Origin of the sequence: Clostridium sp., assembly GCF_017888565.1 — a bacterium.
Classification (GTDB): Bacteria; Bacillota; Clostridia; order Clostridiales; family Clostridiaceae; genus Clostridium.
In genome coordinates this window covers 49,499-68,556 of sequence record NZ_JAGHFX010000083.1, presented here as the reverse complement: position 1 = coordinate 68,556, position 19,058 = coordinate 49,499, and the positions used below count along the sequence as shown (strand labels likewise).

The 19,058-nt window shown below is 26.2% G+C and carries 15 protein-coding genes; all 15 read left to right on the top strand.

All coding sequences use genetic code 11. The features are described from left to right. Positions 1-19 precede the first annotated feature (19 nt). The 15 genes from J7M87_RS16305 to J7M87_RS16235 all read left to right on the top strand — a co-directional run bounded on the left by J7M87_RS16305 (position 20) and on the right by J7M87_RS16235 (position 19,048). The gene (locus J7M87_RS16305) at positions 20-685 is read left to right on the top strand and encodes a glycosyltransferase (RefSeq protein WP_291652599.1); all 666 of its coding nucleotides are present in this window, start codon (positions 20-22) and stop codon (positions 683-685) included. Positions 686-705: 20 nt separating this feature from the next. Next, entirely contained in the window at positions 706-990 is a 285-nt protein-coding gene (locus J7M87_RS16300) for a hypothetical protein (protein ID WP_291652598.1), read from the top strand. Between the two features lie 234 nt (positions 991-1,224). Continuing rightward, positions 1,225-2,694 (top strand): oligosaccharide flippase family protein, encoded by a 1,470-nt coding sequence (locus J7M87_RS16295; RefSeq protein WP_291652595.1) that lies wholly within the window; start codon positions 1,225-1,227, stop codon positions 2,692-2,694. A 23-nt stretch (positions 2,695-2,717) separates the two neighbouring features. Beyond that, positions 2,718-3,197, top strand: coding sequence for a PssE/Cps14G family polysaccharide biosynthesis glycosyltransferase (gene pssE / locus J7M87_RS16290; protein WP_291652593.1), 480 nt, complete (start codon positions 2,718-2,720; stop codon positions 3,195-3,197). Between the two features lie 69 nt (positions 3,198-3,266). Continuing rightward, entirely contained in the window at positions 3,267-4,349 is a 1,083-nt protein-coding gene (locus tag J7M87_RS16285) for a glycosyltransferase (RefSeq protein WP_291652591.1), read from the top strand. Between the two features lie 14 nt (positions 4,350-4,363). Continuing rightward, complete coding sequence (locus J7M87_RS16280; RefSeq protein ID WP_291652589.1) at positions 4,364-5,524, top strand: hypothetical protein; 1,161 nt, start codon at positions 4,364-4,366, stop codon at positions 5,522-5,524. Positions 5,525-5,887: 363 nt separating this feature from the next. After that, positions 5,888-7,192, top strand: coding sequence for an extracellular solute-binding protein (locus J7M87_RS16275; RefSeq protein WP_291652587.1), 1,305 nt, complete (start codon positions 5,888-5,890; stop codon positions 7,190-7,192). Positions 7,193-7,280: 88 nt separating this feature from the next. Continuing rightward, positions 7,281-8,177: a sugar ABC transporter permease gene (locus tag J7M87_RS16270; protein ID WP_291652585.1), complete on the top strand. Its 897-nt coding sequence runs from the start codon at positions 7,281-7,283 to the stop codon at positions 8,175-8,177. Beyond that, positions 8,170-9,030 carry a carbohydrate ABC transporter permease gene (locus J7M87_RS16265; protein ID WP_291652583.1) on the top strand — a complete coding sequence of 287 codons (861 nt, stop codon included), beginning with the start codon at positions 8,170-8,172 and terminating at the stop codon, positions 9,028-9,030. Before J7M87_RS16270 ends, J7M87_RS16265 begins: the two co-directional genes overlap by 8 nt. Before the next feature lie 187 nt (positions 9,031-9,217). Continuing rightward, positions 9,218-12,598 carry a glycoside hydrolase family 2 TIM barrel-domain containing protein gene (locus J7M87_RS16260; RefSeq protein WP_291652740.1) on the top strand — a complete coding sequence of 1,127 codons (3,381 nt, stop codon included), beginning with the start codon at positions 9,218-9,220 and terminating at the stop codon, positions 12,596-12,598. Positions 12,599-12,687: 89 nt separating this feature from the next. Then, positions 12,688-14,256 (top strand): response regulator, encoded by a 1,569-nt coding sequence (locus J7M87_RS16255; RefSeq protein WP_291652581.1) that lies wholly within the window; start codon positions 12,688-12,690, stop codon positions 14,254-14,256. Further along, entirely contained in the window at positions 14,231-15,982 is a 1,752-nt protein-coding gene (locus J7M87_RS16250) for a histidine kinase (RefSeq protein ID WP_291652579.1), read from the top strand. Before J7M87_RS16255 ends, J7M87_RS16250 begins: the two co-directional genes overlap by 26 nt. Positions 15,983-16,196: 214 nt before the next feature. Then, positions 16,197-16,514, top strand: coding sequence for a nucleotidyltransferase domain-containing protein (locus J7M87_RS16245; protein WP_291652577.1), 318 nt, complete (start codon positions 16,197-16,199; stop codon positions 16,512-16,514). Further along, entirely contained in the window at positions 16,501-16,896 is a 396-nt protein-coding gene (locus tag J7M87_RS16240; protein ID WP_291652575.1) for an HI0074 family nucleotidyltransferase substrate-binding subunit, read from the top strand. Before J7M87_RS16245 ends, J7M87_RS16240 begins: the two co-directional genes overlap by 14 nt. A 232-nt stretch (positions 16,897-17,128) precedes the next feature. Then, the gene (locus tag J7M87_RS16235; RefSeq protein WP_291652574.1) at positions 17,129-19,048 is read left to right on the top strand and encodes a PTS sugar transporter subunit IIA; all 1,920 of its coding nucleotides are present in this window, start codon (positions 17,129-17,131) and stop codon (positions 19,046-19,048) included. Positions 19,049-19,058 lie beyond the last annotated feature (10 nt).

Sequence of the window (19,058 nt, the reverse complement as noted above, 5' to 3'; positions counted from 1 at the left end):
TAGGTAAAGAGGTGGATTTATGATTAGCCTAATTATACCAGTTTTTAATGTAGAAAAGTATTTAAGGCAATGTTTAGAAAGCATTATAAAACAAAGCTTTAGTAATTATGAAGTAATAATTGTTGATGATGGATCTACAGATAAGAGTATGGAGATAATTAAGGAATATGAAAAGAAATTTAAGCAAGTAAAAATATTATCTCAAAGAAGCAAGGGAGTTTCAGAGGCAAGAAATTTGGCTTTAAAATATGCTATAGGAGAATACATCTTATATATAGATTCAGATGATTTCTTAAAATTAAATATGTTAGACCTAATGGTTAATAAGGCTAATAAAACTAAAGCTGATATAGTCATGTGTAATTACAATCTTTACTATGGACCTAATAATAAAAATAATAGAGTGGTTAGCTATAATGTTTTGGAGGATAGGATATATTCCTCAAGTGAAGTTATAGATATGATTTTAAATTTTAATATTCAAGGACAACTATGGAACAAGCTGTTTAAGAGAAGTTTGCTTTTAGAAAATAATTTTGAATTTGAAAAGGGGAGGTATGTTCAAGATATATTTCCAGTTTTTAAATCAATTAATAATAGCAATAAAATAGCATTTGTAAATAAAGATTTATATTATTACAGACAAAGAGATACCTCAACTATTCATAAAAAAATACTAAATTAGCAGAAGATTACTATCATGCAATGATTAGTATAATTCAATATATTATTAATAATGACATTCAAGTAAATTCCAATAGCTTTAAGGTATTTAGAGCAAGTATCTTATCGTATTTTATTTATCATTATACTAATACAGATGTTAAGAGTAGCTATAGAGATTTTAAAAAATCTAAATATGCAGATTTAGATGTTAAAATTAAAGATTTTATATTCTTAAAAAGTTTAAATAAAATGGATAAATTAAGATTACTCTTATGGAAGCTTAGAATATTTAATTTAATAAAAAGGATAAAAAATAAAATATAAGAAATTTATTTTATATACATTGTAGAAAAATAATGAAAAAAAGATAGTTACGGATGCAGATAGAAAAATTATGAAAGCAAAGAGACAATTATTTAGTTAAATAGAAAAATCATAAAAGTAAAAAGAGAGTTATTTATTTATATAGAAAAATCATTGAAACAAAAGGAAAGTTATGGATTTAGGAAAATATAAGTTAAAAAAATGATGCTGTTTATTTGATATTTAAGGAGAGATATGAGCAATAAAAGAATAATTAAAAATTATTTATATAATATAGGATATGAAATTTTAATATTGATACTACCAGTAATAACAGCACCATATATATCGAGAGTTTTAGGAGCAGATGGTATTGGCATCAGTAATTATACTAGTTCTTTTGCAATAGTATTTTCAGTGGTTGGAAAATTTGGTATAGAGAGATATGGAAGTAAGTGTATAGCTTATACCAGAGATAATAAAGAAAAAAGAAGTAAAACTTTTTGGAGTATATGGGCTCTGCAAGTTATAACTAGTCTTATATCAATTATTGCTTATATTATATTCTTTTCAATTCAAGGAGATTCATTGAAGCTTTTATTAATATTGCAATTACCAGTTGTGATATCTTCGTTAATAGATATAAGTTGGTTTTATATAGGCTTAGAAAATTTTAAGAAAATAGTAATCAGAAATACAGTTATAAAGACTATAAGTGTAATGCTAATATTTACTTTAGTGAAAAGTTATAGTGATTTAAACAAATATATTCTTATTAATTCTCTATCAGCTTTACTAGGATGTATTACATTTTGGAATTCTATATTTAAATATGTAAATAAAATTAAATTTTCTAATATAAGCATAAAGCCATATATAAGAGAATCATTTATATATCTTATTCCACAAATATGTATACAAGTTTACACAGTTGCAGATCAAATTATTGTAGGAACATTAGCAAGTGTTACAGATGTTGGGTACTATTCACAAAGCTTAAGGATTCCTAAAATGTCATTAGCCTTTATTACATCTTTAAGTACGGTACTTATGCCAGCAATAGCAAATCTATATGAAAAAGCAGATATAAAAAATATTCATAAGTATTTAAAAAGCTCATTGCAGATAACAATTTGCATTGGTATATTTGGAGTAAGCTCTATGGCAGCAGTTTCTAATAAATTTGTTCCAATCTTTTTTGGAGAAGATTTCAATATAACAATTCCATATATGATGATAAATAGTTTAATAGCAATAATCATACCTGTAGGATTAGTTTTTACAAATCAATTTACCATACCAGCTAGTAAAAATAGAGAATATGTAATTCCCATAGTTTTAGCATCTATAGTAAGTATAGTTTCTAACTTAATTCTAATACCGATTTTAGGAATAGTAGGAGCAATAATAACAGTGATATTAACTGAATTAACATCTACTATCTTGAAAATAGTCTTAATAAGAAAGTATTTAAATATGAAGGAGTTATTTAAAGACACATATATTTACTTAATATTTGGAAGTGTTAATTTTATTATTGTGTATTTAAGTAGTTTCATTATTAGAACTAATTTTATATCTTTAGTATTTATATGTGGATTATGCTTTTTAGTTTATGGGGCATTAATGTTGATATTTAATAATCCAATTAAGGTAGATATCTTAAATTTAACAAAAAGCAAAAGAAAAGATAAGAAAAAATATTTTGTTAAGGGGATAAAATAGAATTTTATAGAAGGGAGACTATAGTGATATTTATAACAGTTGGAACTCAAAAATTCCAATTTAATAGATTGCTTAAAGAAATTGATAGATTAATAGAAGAAGAGATAATTACAGAAGAGGTATTTGCTCAAATTGGATACAGTGATTATAAGCCTAAAAACTACAAGTATAAAGAATTTATAGATAGAGATGAGTTTCAAGATGTAATAAAAAGGAGCAAAATTATAATAACTCATGGAGGGACAGGATCTATTATTGGTTCAGTAAAGCAAAGAAAAAAAGTAGTTGCAGTTCCAAGGCTAAAGGAATTTGGTGAGCATGTAGATAATCATCAAATTCAAATAGTTTCAGAGTTTGAAGTCATTGGATTTATAGAAGTTGCTAAAAATATTGATATGCTAGGTAATGCTATTTCTAATATAGATAAGTTAGAATTAAAAGAATATATTTCAAATACAGCTAAAATTATAAAAGAAATAGAAGTATTTATAAGAAAAATATAAATATGAAAATATAAAGCTAAAGGTATTAATAGATAATATAGCTATATAAAAAGAGGAGAGTTTATTGATTTGAATATATTATATTTAAATAACTCTGTACATTTAGGTGGTGATACTAAGTGCATTTTAAAGCTTTCCAAGGAGCTTAAGTATAGTAATAAGATTATAATGGGAAGTAATGGAGGCAGCTTAGTAACTGAATTTCAAAAAATGGGGATTAAACATTATAAAATAAAGCCTGTAAGTAGCATAAATATTTTCAGTATAATATTTAATATTATATTGATTATTAAAATAGTTAGAAAAGAAAGCATAGATATTATACATAGTCATCATAGAATGACTACTTTAATGTCAAAGATAGCATCAAAATTTATAAAAGTAAAAGTAATTCATACTCAGCATTTATGTATTGAAAATAAATTTTGTCTAACTAGGCTTTCCTTAAACAATATAAAAACAATAACTGTTAGCAATGGTGCTAAGGAGATTTTAAAAAGAAAATGTAAGTTAAGTGAAAAAAATATGACAACTATATATAACAGTATAGAATTAGAATGCAAAAATAAAGAAATAGATTCTAAATTATTAGAGTTAAAAGAAAAAGGATTTTTTTTAGTAGCTCAAGTAAGTAGAATTATTGATTACAAAGGAGTGTACGACTTTGTAGATGTAGCAAAAAACACTGTTAAAATTAATAAGGATATAAGATTCTTATTAATTGGAGAAGGAGAAGAAAGTGAAAATTTAAAGAAATATATAAATCAATGTAATTTAGAAGATTATGTATATATGTTAGGAAGTAAGGAGAATATTATTGAACATTTAAAATATATAGATTTAATATTACTATGCTCTCATATAGAGGGGCTACCATTAGTACCATTAGAAGCATTTTCACAGGGAGTACCTGTTATTGCTACAAATATTGAAGGAACAAAAGAAGAAATAGTAGATGGAGAAAATGGATTTTTAGTTGAAGAAAAAAACATAGAAAAATTTACTGAAAAGATAAATTATATTTTTAATAATAAGGATTTATATAATTCATTAAAGGAAAATGCATATAAAATATTTAAGGAAAAGTTTGATGTAGATAGATATATAGCAGAACATATAGTTTTATATGATGAAGTATTATATGCGAAATAAATAAGGAGATAAGTATGGTGCTGTATAAACCAATAGCACATAAAAAAGAAAAATTAATATTTAGTTTATTTTTTATGATAGTAATAATGAGTCAAGGAATGAGGGGAAGATTAAATAGTATAACAAATACAAGCATATTCAACTATCACTTAATTCCAATAATACTAATTATATTAATGTTCATTAAAAGAAGTAATAAAGTAAGTAAGAAAAACTTTATTTTTATATTTTCAATAATTGGTTTCATAGGAATCGGATTTATAGCTAATAGATATAGTATATCTCAGCTTATAAGAACGACAATTGGATTTATACTTCCATTATTAATGTTATTAATTAATTATAAGGATGTAGACACAAGTTATATTTTACCTAAAGTATTAAAGACCTTTAATATATTTATTAGTATTACTTTTTTAATTCAAGTAATAATGAGCATAAAGTATGGAAGAACTGGTGGAATAGTAGGACATCCATTAACTTCAGGATGGTATTATGGGATATTCATAAGTTTAAATTGTGTTTATTATAAATATTTTAATGTTAAGAAAGACTTTTTTATAATTAAGGATATACTAATTGCTCTAATAGGAACTGTTCTAGCATCAGGAAGAATTTCGCTTATAATAGTGCTTATATTAAGTTTATTATATACAGTGAGTTGTTGTAGAAATAAAATAATTCCATATATAATTGTACCTATAATAATTATTGTGTTTTTATCGACTTCAATTGTAGATAAATACATATGGGAGAAATTTAGAGATACAGCTTCTTGGGGAGATATAACTAATGGAAGATTGCTTGGAATAAGGGAAATGAAATTCTTTAATGTATATCCTAAGTTTTTTACTGGAAAGGGTGTAGGGTATTCAAATTATATAAGTCAATACTTATTTGAAGTTGTAAATTTTGAAAATCCAATAATTATGTTTTCTTTTGATTATGGAATTATAACTGCAATAATGTTACTAATTGTTTCATTTATTTGCCCAGTACAAAACTTTATAAGAAGTAAAAATATTTTATTAGCTATTAATTTTACAGCTATATTTATAATTCCATTCACATACAACGGACTAGCAGAAACAGTAGGTATATTAATAGTGTTGATATTTATTATTTATATATATTTAATAATAAATAATGGAATTAAAAAGATTAATAAATTGTAGAATAGAAAATCTCAAGGGGTCAGACCATTGCGTTAGTCCCTTTGGATTTTATAATTTTGTTGTAAATAGAAAGTAAATTAATGTTTGGAGGGAAATGATTAAGGGGAGATTGATTGGTACATAGATCTAGAGAAATGGAAATTCTAAAAATAATCCAAGTATCTAAAAATAATCCACTTCTTATGTAATGCAAGAAATATAATCTAAAAATATTAAAAGTTTAAATAAAGAATATTCTAAAATAAATTAAATAAGGTATGATATTATAAATACATGAAATGTAAAGCATTACAAAATGTGGTTTTCATCAAAGGTAAAGACCAATAAAATATTATATATGTAATTTAATATGGAGGGGTTTAAATGAGAATTAAAAAACTAACATCAATTTTGTTAGCAGCAACATTATCTTTAGGGTTAGTAGCGTGTGGAGGAAAGAACGATGATACAGGCAGTAATACTGGGGAGAGTAAAGACAATAAGATAACAATATGGGCATGGGATGAAGCTTTCAACATAGTAGCAGCAAATAATGCTAAAGAAATATATCAAAAGGAAAATCCAGATGCAGAAATTGAAGTTGTAACAATGGCTCAAGATGATATAGTAGCTAAATTAAATACAAGCTTATCTTCTGGATCTTATGAAGGTCTTCCCAATGTTGTATTAATTGAAGATTATAAGATTCAAGGGTATTTAACAGCATATCAAGATGAATTTGCAGATTTATCTTCAGCAGCTAAAAGAGAAGATTTTGCAGAATATAAGACAGGTGTAAATTATGTTGATGGTAAATTATATGGGATACCTTTTGATAGTGGAGTAGCAGCAACATTCTATAGAACAGATTTAATAGAACAAGCTGGATATACCAAGGAAGATATGCAAAACTTAACTTGGGAAAAATATATTGAAATAGGTAAAGCAGTAAAAGAAAAAACAGGAGTTGCAATGTGTACATTAGATCCTAGTGATATAGGACAAATCAGAATGATGTTACAAAGTGCAGGAGCATGGTACACAGATTCTGATGGAAAAGTTTCTATAGCAGATAATCAAGCATTAAAGGATTCTATAAAGATATATAATGATTTAGTGAAATCAGGAATTACAAAACAAGTAGCAGATTGGGATCAATTTGTAGGCGCATTTAATAATGGTGAAGTTGCATCAGTAGTTACTGGTTGCTGGATTGGACCTTCAATTAAAAAGGCTGAAGATCAAAGTGGAAAATGGGCAATAGCAGCCTTCCCTAAGATGGCAAGTAATTCTAAATCAGTCAATGCATCTTCAATAGGGGGAGCAGGTTGGTATGTTCTTAAGAACGTTGGAAATACAGATATGGCAGTAGACTTCCTTGGAAAAACATTTGCTTCAAATACAGATTTGATGAATGGTTTAGCAGATTCTATTACTTTAGTTAGTACTTTAAATAAAGCTACTGAAGCTCCAAATTATTCAAAGCCAAGTGAATTCTTCAGTGGACAAGAAATATTCAAAGATTTCGCAGATTGGACAAGTAAAGTTCCTTCAGTAAATTATGGTTTACACACTTATGCAATAGAAGATATTATGACTGAAGCTGTTCAAGCTATAGTTGATGGAGCTGATGTTGATTCAACATTAAAATCCTTCCAAAGTCAAATAGAATCAGCAGTAGCACAATAATAAATTATAAAAGAATTATCATAAGGAGATTAGCCATTTATTAAAACAAAGTTAGTAAATGGCTATTTCTTGTATAGGGGGAGTATACTTGAAAAGGAGTAATAAAAATAGAAGTCTAAAATATAAATTAGATAGAAAAGCTTGGTTATTTGTTATACCAAGTATCATACTAGTAACTGTATTTGTGTTTTATCCAATGATACAAGCCTTTATAACATCATTACAAAGTGGAATGGGTAATAATTTAAGTTTTGTTGGCATTGATAACTATAAGAGATTACTTACAGATTCAACATTTAAAAAAGCATTATTTAATACGGTATTATATTTAATAATTCAAGTGCCAATTATGATTATATTAGCACTTGTTATATCGGCTATACTAAATGATAAGAAGTTAAAAGCTAGAGGATTTTTTAGAACAGCAATATTTTTACCATGTGTTACATCTCTTGTAGCATATTCAATCATATTTAAAAGTTTATTTGCAACAGATGGGTTTGTTAATGCATTTTTAATGAATATAAATGTTATATCAGAACCAATAGCATGGATTACTCATCCAATATGGGCTAGAATATTAATTATAATAGCAATAACATGGAGATGGACAGGATATAATATGGTTTTCTATTTAGCAGGAATGCAATCAATTGATGATTCAATATATGAAGCAGCTGAAATTGATGGAGCAAGTGCTTTTATGAGATTTAAATCCATAACACTTCCATTATTAAAGCCTATAATTTTATTTACAACAATAAATTCTACAATAGGAACATTACAATTATTCGATGAAACTGTGAATATAACAGGTGGAGGACCAGCAAACGCAACAATCACTATTTCACAATATATTTATAATTTATTATTTAAATATTCACCAAACTTTGGATATGCAGCAGCAATTTCGTATGTAATAGTTCTTATAATAGTAATACTATCATTTATTCAATTAAAAGCAGGAGGGGATAAGGATGAGTAGAAAAAGTGGTAAAGGTTTAAGTGGATTATTAAGTTTTATAAAATACGCATTTTTAATTATTTTATCTTTTATATCCATTTTCCCATTTATTTGGATGATTATTGCTACAACTAATAAGTCTGTTGATGTTACAAGAGGTACTTTGATGCCAGGAAGCTATTTTTTGGATAATTTAAAAAATCTTTTAGCATCAGATCTTAAATATACGGTAGCATTTAAAAATTCTTTGATAATTGCAGTTATCACAACAGCATTAGCTATGCTAGTTTCTTCATTGGCAGGTTATGCATTTGAAATATATAAAACAAAAACTAGAGATAAGATATTTAATTTTATATTATTATCTATGATGGTACCATTTGCAGCATTAATAGTTCCTTTGTTTAGATTATTTAGTGAGATGAATAATATTCCTGTCTTAAAAGGAATATCATTAAATACTCATGGTGCAGTAATAATTATTTCAGTTGCAACAGCATTTTTAATTTTCTTCTTTAGACAAAATACAAAGACTTTTCCAAAGGATTTAATGGAAGCAGCAAGGATAGATGGACTTGGAGAATTAGCTATATTCTTTAGAATCTATATGCCAACTATGAAATCAACTTATGCAGCAGCTACAATAGTTACATTTATGGCTAGTTGGAATAGTTATTTATGGCCACTTATCGCATTACAATCACCGGATAAAAGAACCTTACCACTTGTAATATCAGCTTTAGGTTCATCATATACACCAGATTATGGAATGATAATGACTGCTGTTGTAATAGCAACATTACCTACAGCTTTAATATTCTTCTTAATGCAAAAGCACTTTGTTGCAGGTATGACAGGATCAATTAAGGGGTAGTTAAAAGATAATTAAAAGTAAAAGTTTCAAAAGGAAATAAAAAAGAAAGTGGGCAACTGGGGAAATATCATTGGGATTACTTCAGAGGTTCATTTTCTTTCTTAGTAATAAATGTAGAAAATATAAGGGATTGGAGAGAGTTATATTGGATAAAAAAATAGATTTTCATAAAAAAATAAAAGGTAAAATACAGTCAAGAAAATCAGACTTAAAACAAAACTTAAGCCCAAGTTTAGATTGGTTGGAAGATCCAGAAATTTTTAGAATTAATAGAATAGATGCTCACTCAGATCATTTATTTTATGAGAAGAGGGAAGATTTAAAGCTAGGGTATAATATGCCACTTAAGCAAAATTTAAATGGTAAATGGAAATTTTCTTATGCTATTAATCCAAGTAATAGAATTAAAGATTTCTATAGAGAAGATTTCGACTGTAGTAGTTTTGATTATATAAATGTTCCAGGACATATTCAAATGCAAGGATATGATAAGTGTCAATATATAAACACAATGTATCCATGGGATGGAGTAGAAGAATTAAGGCCTCCCCATATTTCAAAAGATTATAATCCAGTTGGAAGTTATGTTAAGTATTTTGAATTAAATGAAGAATTAAAAGATAAAAATGTTTATATTTCATTCCAAGGAGTTGAAACAGCATTTTATGTATGGATAAATGGAGAATTTATAGGATACAGTGAAGATACTTTCACACCATCAGAATTTGAAATAACGAATTATTTAAATAACGGAGAAAATAAATTAGCAGTTGAGGTTTATAAAAGAAGTAGTGCAAGTTGGATAGAAGATCAAGACTTTTGGAGATTTTCAGGAATATTTAGAGAGGTTTATTTATATGCAATTCCAAAGTACCATGTACAAGATTTATTTGTAAAAGCTGGATTAGATGATACCTATACTAATGGAAAATTAAATATACAAATGAAATTAACTGGGCTACTTGAAGGTGAAGATTTTCAGGTGCAAGCTTATTTGAAAGATAGCAATGGAAAGTTAGTTCATAATTTTAAAGAAAATGAAGTTATTATTGATAGTAGTAGAACTATTAATAATAGAAGCAATAATTTCAATGATTGTACAAGCGATGATAATAGTGACATTAACGATATAAATAATAGTAAAGATATTAATGAGGATATTATTGATAATAATAAATTAGCTTTATGCGAGGATAATATTGGTAGAACAAATGATACTTATACAAAAGTAAGAATTAATACAACAATAAATGAAGTTAAGCTTTGGAGCGCTGAAGAACCAAATTTATATACTTTATATATTGAGATTTTAGATGCTGAAGGAAATTTAATAGAAATAGTACCTCAAAAAGTTGGATTTAGAAGATTTGAATTAATTAATAATATTATGTTTCTAAATGGGAAAAGAATAGTTTTTAAAGGTGTTAATAGACATGAATTTAGTTCTAAAAATGGACGTTCAATAACAAAGGAAGATATGTTATGGGATATAAAGTTCTTAAAGCAAAATAACATAAATGCAGTAAGAACATCTCATTATCCTAATCAAAGTTTTTGGTATGACCTTTGTGATGAATACGGAATTTATTTAATAGATGAAGCGAACCTAGAAAGTCATGGATCATGGCAAAAGATGGGGGCTTGTGATCCAGCATGGAATGTGCCAGGTTCAATACCAGAGTGGAGAAATGTTGTAGTAGATAGAGCAGAATCAATGCTTCAAAGAGATAAAAATCATCCATCAATTTTAATATGGTCATGTGGCAATGAATCTTATGCTGGAAGTAATATTTTAGAAATGACAAAATATTTTCATAAAAATGATGATAGTAGATTAGTTCATTATGAAGGAGTATTTTGGAATAGAGAATTTGATGAAATAAGTGATATGGAAAGCAGGATGTATGCAAAGCCATTGGATATAGAAGAATATTTAACTAATAATTCTAAAAAGCCGTATATAAGTTGTGAATATATGCATGCAATGGGAAATTCCTGTGGAGGAATGAAGTTATATACTGATCTCGAAGATAAATATCAAATGTATCAAGGTGGATTTATATGGGATTATATAGATCAAGCTATAGAAGTAATTAATAAGGATGGCAAAAAGGTATTTGCATATGGTGGAGATTTTGATGATAGGGCAACTGATTATTGTTTCTGCACAGATGGAATTATTTATGCAGATAGAACTATATCTCCAAAAGTTCAAGAGGTTAAAGAACTTTACTCAAATGTAAAACTTATTGCAGATAATAAAGGGGTTACTATAAAAAATAATAACTTATTTATTGGAACAGATAAGTATGATTTTATTGCTTATATAGAAAAAGAAGGTAGTAGAGTATTTGAAACAGTTATTAAAGCTGATGTTGCGCCAAGTACAGATAAGTATATTTATATAGGATATCCAAATATTGAAAATACTGGGGAATATACTTATAATATATCTATGAGATTAAGAGAAGATTTGTTATGGGCAAGTAAAGGATTTGAAATATCTTTTGGTCAATCAGTTTATATTGTTGATGCTAATGGATATCAAAAGGTTGATAAGCTAATTAGCTTTAGGAATAACAATGAAGAAGCTAATAAAGAGAATGAAAATAATGTAGTTAATAACGAAGAAAACAACGTAATACATCAAAATTTAGATTTAAGTTTTAACTCTAGCCATAGCAAAATTTTAGATTTATGCTCTAGGTCAACATTTAGAATAATTCATGGAGATGTGAATATAGGAGTAGTTGGAAAAAACTTTAGAATGATGTTCTCGAAGCAAGAAGCAGGATTAATTTCTCTTTGTTATGAAGGAATTGAATATATAACAAGAGTTCCAAGAACTTCATTTTTTAGAGCAACTACAGATAATGATAGAGGTAATGGCCATAATTTTAGAACATCACAATGGCAAATTGCAGGTATGCATCAAAGGTTAGAAAGGTTTGAATGTATAGAAGAAAATGATAAAATAATATTAACCTATACTTTTGAAATGCCAACAAGTGTTAGGACTAACAATGTAGTTAAATATACAGTAACTCCAGATGGAAATATAGAAGTAAATATACACTATAAAGGTGTACAAGGGTTATCAGAGCTACCTATATTTGCTATAGATTTTAAGCTTAAAAAAGAATTAAGCAATTTTGAATATTATGGGTATGGTCCAGATGAAAATTATATAGATCGTAATAATGGAGCAAGACTTGGAAGATATAAAAATATCTCTATAAATAATCTTTCAAGATATTTAATTCCACAAGAATGTGGTAATAGAACAGGAGTAAGATGGGCAAGTGTAACAAATAGCAAAAATGAAGGCCTATGCTTTAAATATGTAGATACACCATTTGAATTAAGTGTATTGCCATATAGTGCATATGAGCTTGAAAATGCTATGCATATAGAAGAACTTCCACAAATTAATTATACTTGGGTTCGTATAATAGCAAAACAAATGGGAATAGGTGGAGATGATAGCTGGGGTGCTTTAGTGCATGATGAATATACAATACCATCGAATGAAGATATAAATTTAAAATTTATTATATGTAAGGCTTAGTATCTAATGTCCCTGGATTTCCAGAAGATTTGGCCCCAGGGGCATTTGCTCCTGGGGATTAATTTTTTACAAAATGAGAGGGTGTTATTATGAGTAAAAACTATTGTAAAGTTTTAATAGTAGAAGATGAATTTATTATGAGACAGGGAATGAAGCATATGCTTGAATGGGAAAAAGAAGGCTTTACAATAGTTGGGGAGGCAACAAATGGGCAAGAAGCTCTAGATTTAATAGAGAAACTAAAGCCTAACATAATAATTTCAGATATAGTTATGCCCATATTAAATGGAGTTGATTTTTCTAAAATTGTGCAAAAGAGATATCCTGATTTGCAAATTATAATTTTAAGTAGTTATGATAATTTTGAATATGTTAAAGATACTCTTCTAAGTGGAGCTGTAGATTATATATTAAAGCCAACTTTAAACCCAGAACAATTATTAGTAACCTTAAAGAAGGCAGTTGATAGGATACCAGGACTAGAATTAGTTAAAAATGAAGATATATATTATAATAAATTAATTGAAAGATATTTACTTGGATTTGATTCTAAGCTAGATGTTAATAAATATTTAAATTTATTTCCTGATACTTGTTTTAGAATTTTGGGGATAAATTTAAAACAATCATTTGGAAAGAATAAGGAAAGTATAAAGAGAATTAAAAGAAAAGTAGAAGAATTTTTTATTTTGAATAAAAACTATGCTTACCTTAAGCTTATTATTAATGATGAAATACTTCTATATATAATTAATTATAAAGTAAGTAATGATAAAGAAATAGTAGATAAAATTAAAACTCATATCGAAAGAAATATCTTTCCTCAAGAAAATATATTATTTATAATTACACCTAAATTTGATAACATTTTCAAAGTTAAAGATATTTATAATGAAAAATTCATTCCATATCTAGCTCAAAAGTTTTATTATAAAAGTGATTTCTTATTAAATACAGAATGTATAGAAATTAGAAGTAAGATAGAAAAATTTGATTCAAATAAATATTCAAACCATATAAAATCAAAAGAATTTAATTCAGCAATTAATATGATAAAGCAATATGTAGATTATGCAATAAATTCAATGATGGATGAGTACAAGCTTAAAAATCTAGTTAAGAACTTATTATACAATGTAGTAGTAAGCTTGGAGCCTTATGATATAGAAACTGATGAGCTTAGACAATCATATTTTAAGAAAATAGATAGTACAGCATATTCACAAGATTTTCTTGAAGAAATAAACAATATAATACTAGAACTTAAAGATATTATTTCTAAAAAGATAAATGTAGAAGAGGAAAGAGTAAAAGAAATTCTAGAGTATATAAATGAACATTATGATGAGCCTTTGGAGCTTAGTGATATTTCAAAGGCGTTTAATTTTAATTATTACTATCTTTCATTTTACTTTAATACCCACTGCAAGGAGGGATTTTCAGAATATTTAAACAGAATTAGAGTTGAAAAATCTTGTGAGCTGTTGAAAGAAAATAAGTTATATGTATCTGAAATAAGTAGTATAGTTGGATATTCTGATCATAGTTATTTTTGTAGAGTTTTTAAGAAGATAGTAGGATATACTCCAAGCAACTATAGAAGGTCCAATCAAATTAAAGGAGTTTTAATTAATGAAAAAGAGTCTGAAAACAAATAGCCTGTTTTTTAAAATATTATGTGTTGTTGTTGTTGGAGTTATTTGTGTATCAGTTTCAATTAGTTATATTATAATAAATATTTCAAAAGGGATTTTTACTGATACCTATAGTGATTCTCAGAAAAAAATCTTTGGGCAGGTAAATGAGAAAATATATGATTTTCACGGTGAATTAGTTAAAGTAATAAACTCTGTAAATTCTCACAGAGCTTTTAAAACATATTTTACTGAAGAAAATCTAGAAGTAGAGGAAATGTCTCAAACTATATTTGATCTAAAAAGACAAATGAAATCTGCTCTAGCCACTAATACATATGATATAGGTGTTTTAATATTAGGTTTGAATGGGTCATCATTTTTAAATAGATCAGAGCTTTTAACTATTAGACCAAATGAAATATTGAGTATGGATATATCTAAAAATTCATTAGTCAAAAGTGATACTATACTATATCAGTACCTAGAAAATGGTTTTACATCTTCAACAAAGGATGAACCTGTGATTGTTGTAACCAAAACTTTAAATTTAACAGATGGAGAACCATATGGAATTATTTATTTTACTATAAAAGAAAAAGACTTTGAAAAGTTTTATGATTATTTTACTTTAGAAATAAACGATGTAGTTTTGTTAAATGAAAATAATGTTGTTTTATCTTCAAATAAGAAGGAGAACATTGGACAGGTTCAAGAAGAGTTTAGAAAAAGTATAGAGGACCTTGTTTTAAAAGAAGAGTTGAGTAAAAGTTATAATAGTAATAAAAACACTATATTGATTCAAAGGCTTCCTTATTGTAATTTAACTATATGTGGTACTGTTGATAATTATAAAGCTATAGGCAAAATGTATGATGTTGGGAATATACTGCTAATTTGTTTTGTGATAACATTGTGTATTTTAATAGGTATATTTTTAATAGTTAGACAAATGACTAAGCCCTTATACTTACTTACTGAAAAGATGTCTAATGTAAGAGCTGGAAATTTTGATGAATATATAGAAGTAAGTGGTCCAGAAGAAGTAAAAGAGCTGTCATCTACATTTAATTATATGATAAAGGATTTAAATAAATATATAAATGAGTTAGTTAAGGTTCAAAAAGAAAAGAGAGCAGCAGAAATACATGCGTTGCAAATGCAAATAAATCCACATTATATTTTTAATACTTTATCAAGTTTTAAATGGCTTATATGGCAAGGAAATAATGATAAATCACTAAGTGCTTTAGATTCATTTATAAATTTACTAAGAAATACAATTAGTAAGACAGACGAATTTATTACTATAGAAGATGAAATAGAAAATATAAAAAACTACGTATTTATTAATAATATAAGATATGGCGATAGAATAAAAGTTGAATATTTTATAATGCCTGATTGTAATGATTACTTAGTTCCTAAGCTAATACTACAACCATTTATTGAAAACTCATTCTTTCATGGGTTCCCGTCAGATGAGGAGGGAAAGATACAAGTTTTCATAAGGGAGCAAGGTGAAAATATAAAAATAGAAATATATGATAATGGTGTGGGAATAGAAGAAGAAACTTTAGAAAAAGTAAAACAAAAAAAAGAAACAAAAAATGATCACTTTAGTGGAATTGGAGTAAATAATGTTGATAGCAGAATTAAGCTTATTTATGGAAATGAGTATGGAATAGAAATAAAAAGTAAGCTAAATAAAGGAACAACTGTGACAATTTTATTGCCTATAAAGAAGTAGAAATTATGCTTATTATATCGATATCAGAATATAATAATAGACTAGTTAGTTCTTAATTATTATAATAGGAAATTAAATGATTTTAAGAGTGCTATATTTTAAATTGGAAATGAATATAAATATTTAATTTATGGTGAAGTAATTATATAATATTAGTATTATAATAAATTATATAAAACCTAGCATAATTTTAAAATGTGAAAAAGGTGATTGTTTGCTTAATAAAATAGACTATAATCTAGAGGAAGATATTATAGAAGAAATAAAAGAAATATCTAGAAAATATCATAATATTAAAAAAGTAGTTTTATTTGGTTCAAGAGCAAGAAAAGATAACTCACCTAGAAGTGATATTGATTTAGCGATATATTTAGATGTTAAATCTTCAGACCTGTTAGAATTTATTGAAGATATAGAAAATAATACAACTACCTTATTAGAATTTGATTTTTTAAATATGAATTCAATAGATGATGAGGTATTTATTGAACAAGTAAATAAAGGAGGGGTAGTTATATATGAGAAGCATTGATTTTAAATATATGAATTTAAAAAAAGCTTATTCAAGATTAAAAGAAGTTAGTGATTTATATGATGGAAAAAATGATATCATAAGAGATAGCTTAATACAAAGGTTTGAAGTTACTTACGAATTAACTCATAAAACCTTAAAGGAATTTATGAATTATTTAGGAGTTACGTTAGAAAATTCATTTCCGCGTACTATTTTTAAGAAGGCTTATGTGAATAATTTGATTTCAGATGATAAGGTATGGATAAATTTATTAGAAGATAGAAATTCTACGTTACATATTTATAATGAAAATATATCTAATGAAATAGCAGATAGAATAGTTAATAAATATGTTTGTGCTATCGGCGAGTTAGTAGAAAACTTGGAAAAGCTATTATAAGTTTTTATAAACAATAAAAGGCCTCAGGGGTATTGCCTCTGGGGCTATAAATATTTTTATATAAATTCTTCTATAAGTTTTATTATTAACGTAAGAAAAATTATCTTTATTAATATTTATATATAAAGTTTATTATATTTTGCAAATCTAAATGAAAACCTTATAATATTGTGCAATGATTTGGTATTGTTAATAACAAGCAAAAAAGTGATAATGAGAACGAGGGATGAAGATGAAAGAAAGAGCAAGAAGTATATTAGGATCAATCTTAGAAAAGGGAAGTATAAAATCCAAAGCTTTAATTGAAGAATTTAATATATCAAAAAGAACTCTTTATTATGATATTGAAGATATAAACTATTTTATAAAAGATTGTGGCGAAGTAAGAAATATAAATCATGCATTTTCATTTATAGGAGATTACAACTTGCTACATAAAAAACTTTATATTGAAGAAGATGACTTTATAAACATAGAAAATAGAAAAAATTATATTCTATATAAAATACTTAATGAAGAAAAAGTCACAATAGAAGTTTTATCTAACGAAATGATACTTTCTAAAAATACTATAGTTCAAACCTTTGAATATTTAAAGAATGATCTTCGAAATATGGGGTTAACATTAGTTTATAAGAGAGGTTATAAAATAGTTGGTGATGAAACAAAAATAAGGGACATTTACATACTATTGATGGAAGAAGATAGGGAGTTGTTGAAAGATTATAATAAAAAAATACTAGATTTTGATAGTAAGTGTTTTCTTAAACTTACCGACTATTCTTTAACTAATCTTTCAAAGTTTGCAGAATTTATAAATAGAAGAATAAAAAATGGATATACAATAAATTCTTATAAATTTAAAGCTGATGTAAAATGTTTTGAATATTATAATTTGACTAAAACTCTTTTGAGTGAAGATGCTAGTGAAGAAGAAATAGCATATTTATGTGCATATATAAGTACACTTCCAAGTCTAAATAATAATGTTTCTGAGGATATGATTGAAAAATATGTTGATAAATTAATAAGAAGATTTGAAGTTAATACAGCTATTCAATTAGAAAATAAAAATGTATTTAAGAAAAATATTAAAAGACATTTATTGTCCTCATATTACAGAATAAGATTTAGATTCCCAATAAGTAATCCTTCATTAGAAGAAATAAAAAGAAAACATGATTCCTTATATAAAATAATTAAATCTATTTTAGAAGATAAAAATGACTTCCCAGATTTTATAGGAATAAGGGAAGAAGAAATAGGTTTTATAGCAGCATATTTCGGAGGATATTTAAGAGGTACTGAAACAGAGGTAGATATAAGAAAAAAAGTACTAGTTGTATGTCCTAATGGATTATTGATATCGAAAAATATTGAAATTCAGTTATATAAGTATATTCCTGCTATAGATATTATAGGTGTTATGTCAATAAAAGATATGCAATGTTCTAATATCAATTATGACTATATAGTTTCAACAGTAGAAATCCCAAATAAGGAAAATGTTATAGTAGTAAATCCAATGCTAACTAAATTAGATATTAAATTATTGATGGACAAACTAGTAACATTTAACCAAAGTAATCTACAATTTAATATTGAACTAATAATGCAAGCAATAAAAAGAAATGCAAATATAATAAATTACGATAATCTTAAAAATGATTTAATAAAAATAATATATCAAATGGATGAAAAGGAGGCGTACCAACCAATGTTAAAAGAATTAATTAATGAGCAAAGAGTAAGAAAAGTATCTAAAGTTAAAGATTGGGAGGAGGCTATAAAAGTTGCAGCAGAACCATTATTGGAAGATGAGTCTATAAAAGAAGAATATGTGGAAGCTATGATAGAAAGTATAAAAAAACATGGTCCATATATAGTACTAGCTGACAGGTTTGCTTTACCTCATGCAAGTGCAAAAGAAGGAGTAAATAGATTATCAATGTCTTTATTAACTGTAGAAGAAGAGGTGGATCTTTTAGGAAAACCTGTAAATATATTTATGGTTCTTGCAACAGTTGATAATAATAGTCATATAAGGGCTTTAGCTTCATTATCTGAACTTTTATATGATGAAGAAAATTTAAAGATTTTTAGAGATGGTGATTCAAAAAAAATATTAAAAATTATAAATGATCAAAATTAGGAGGTATTAT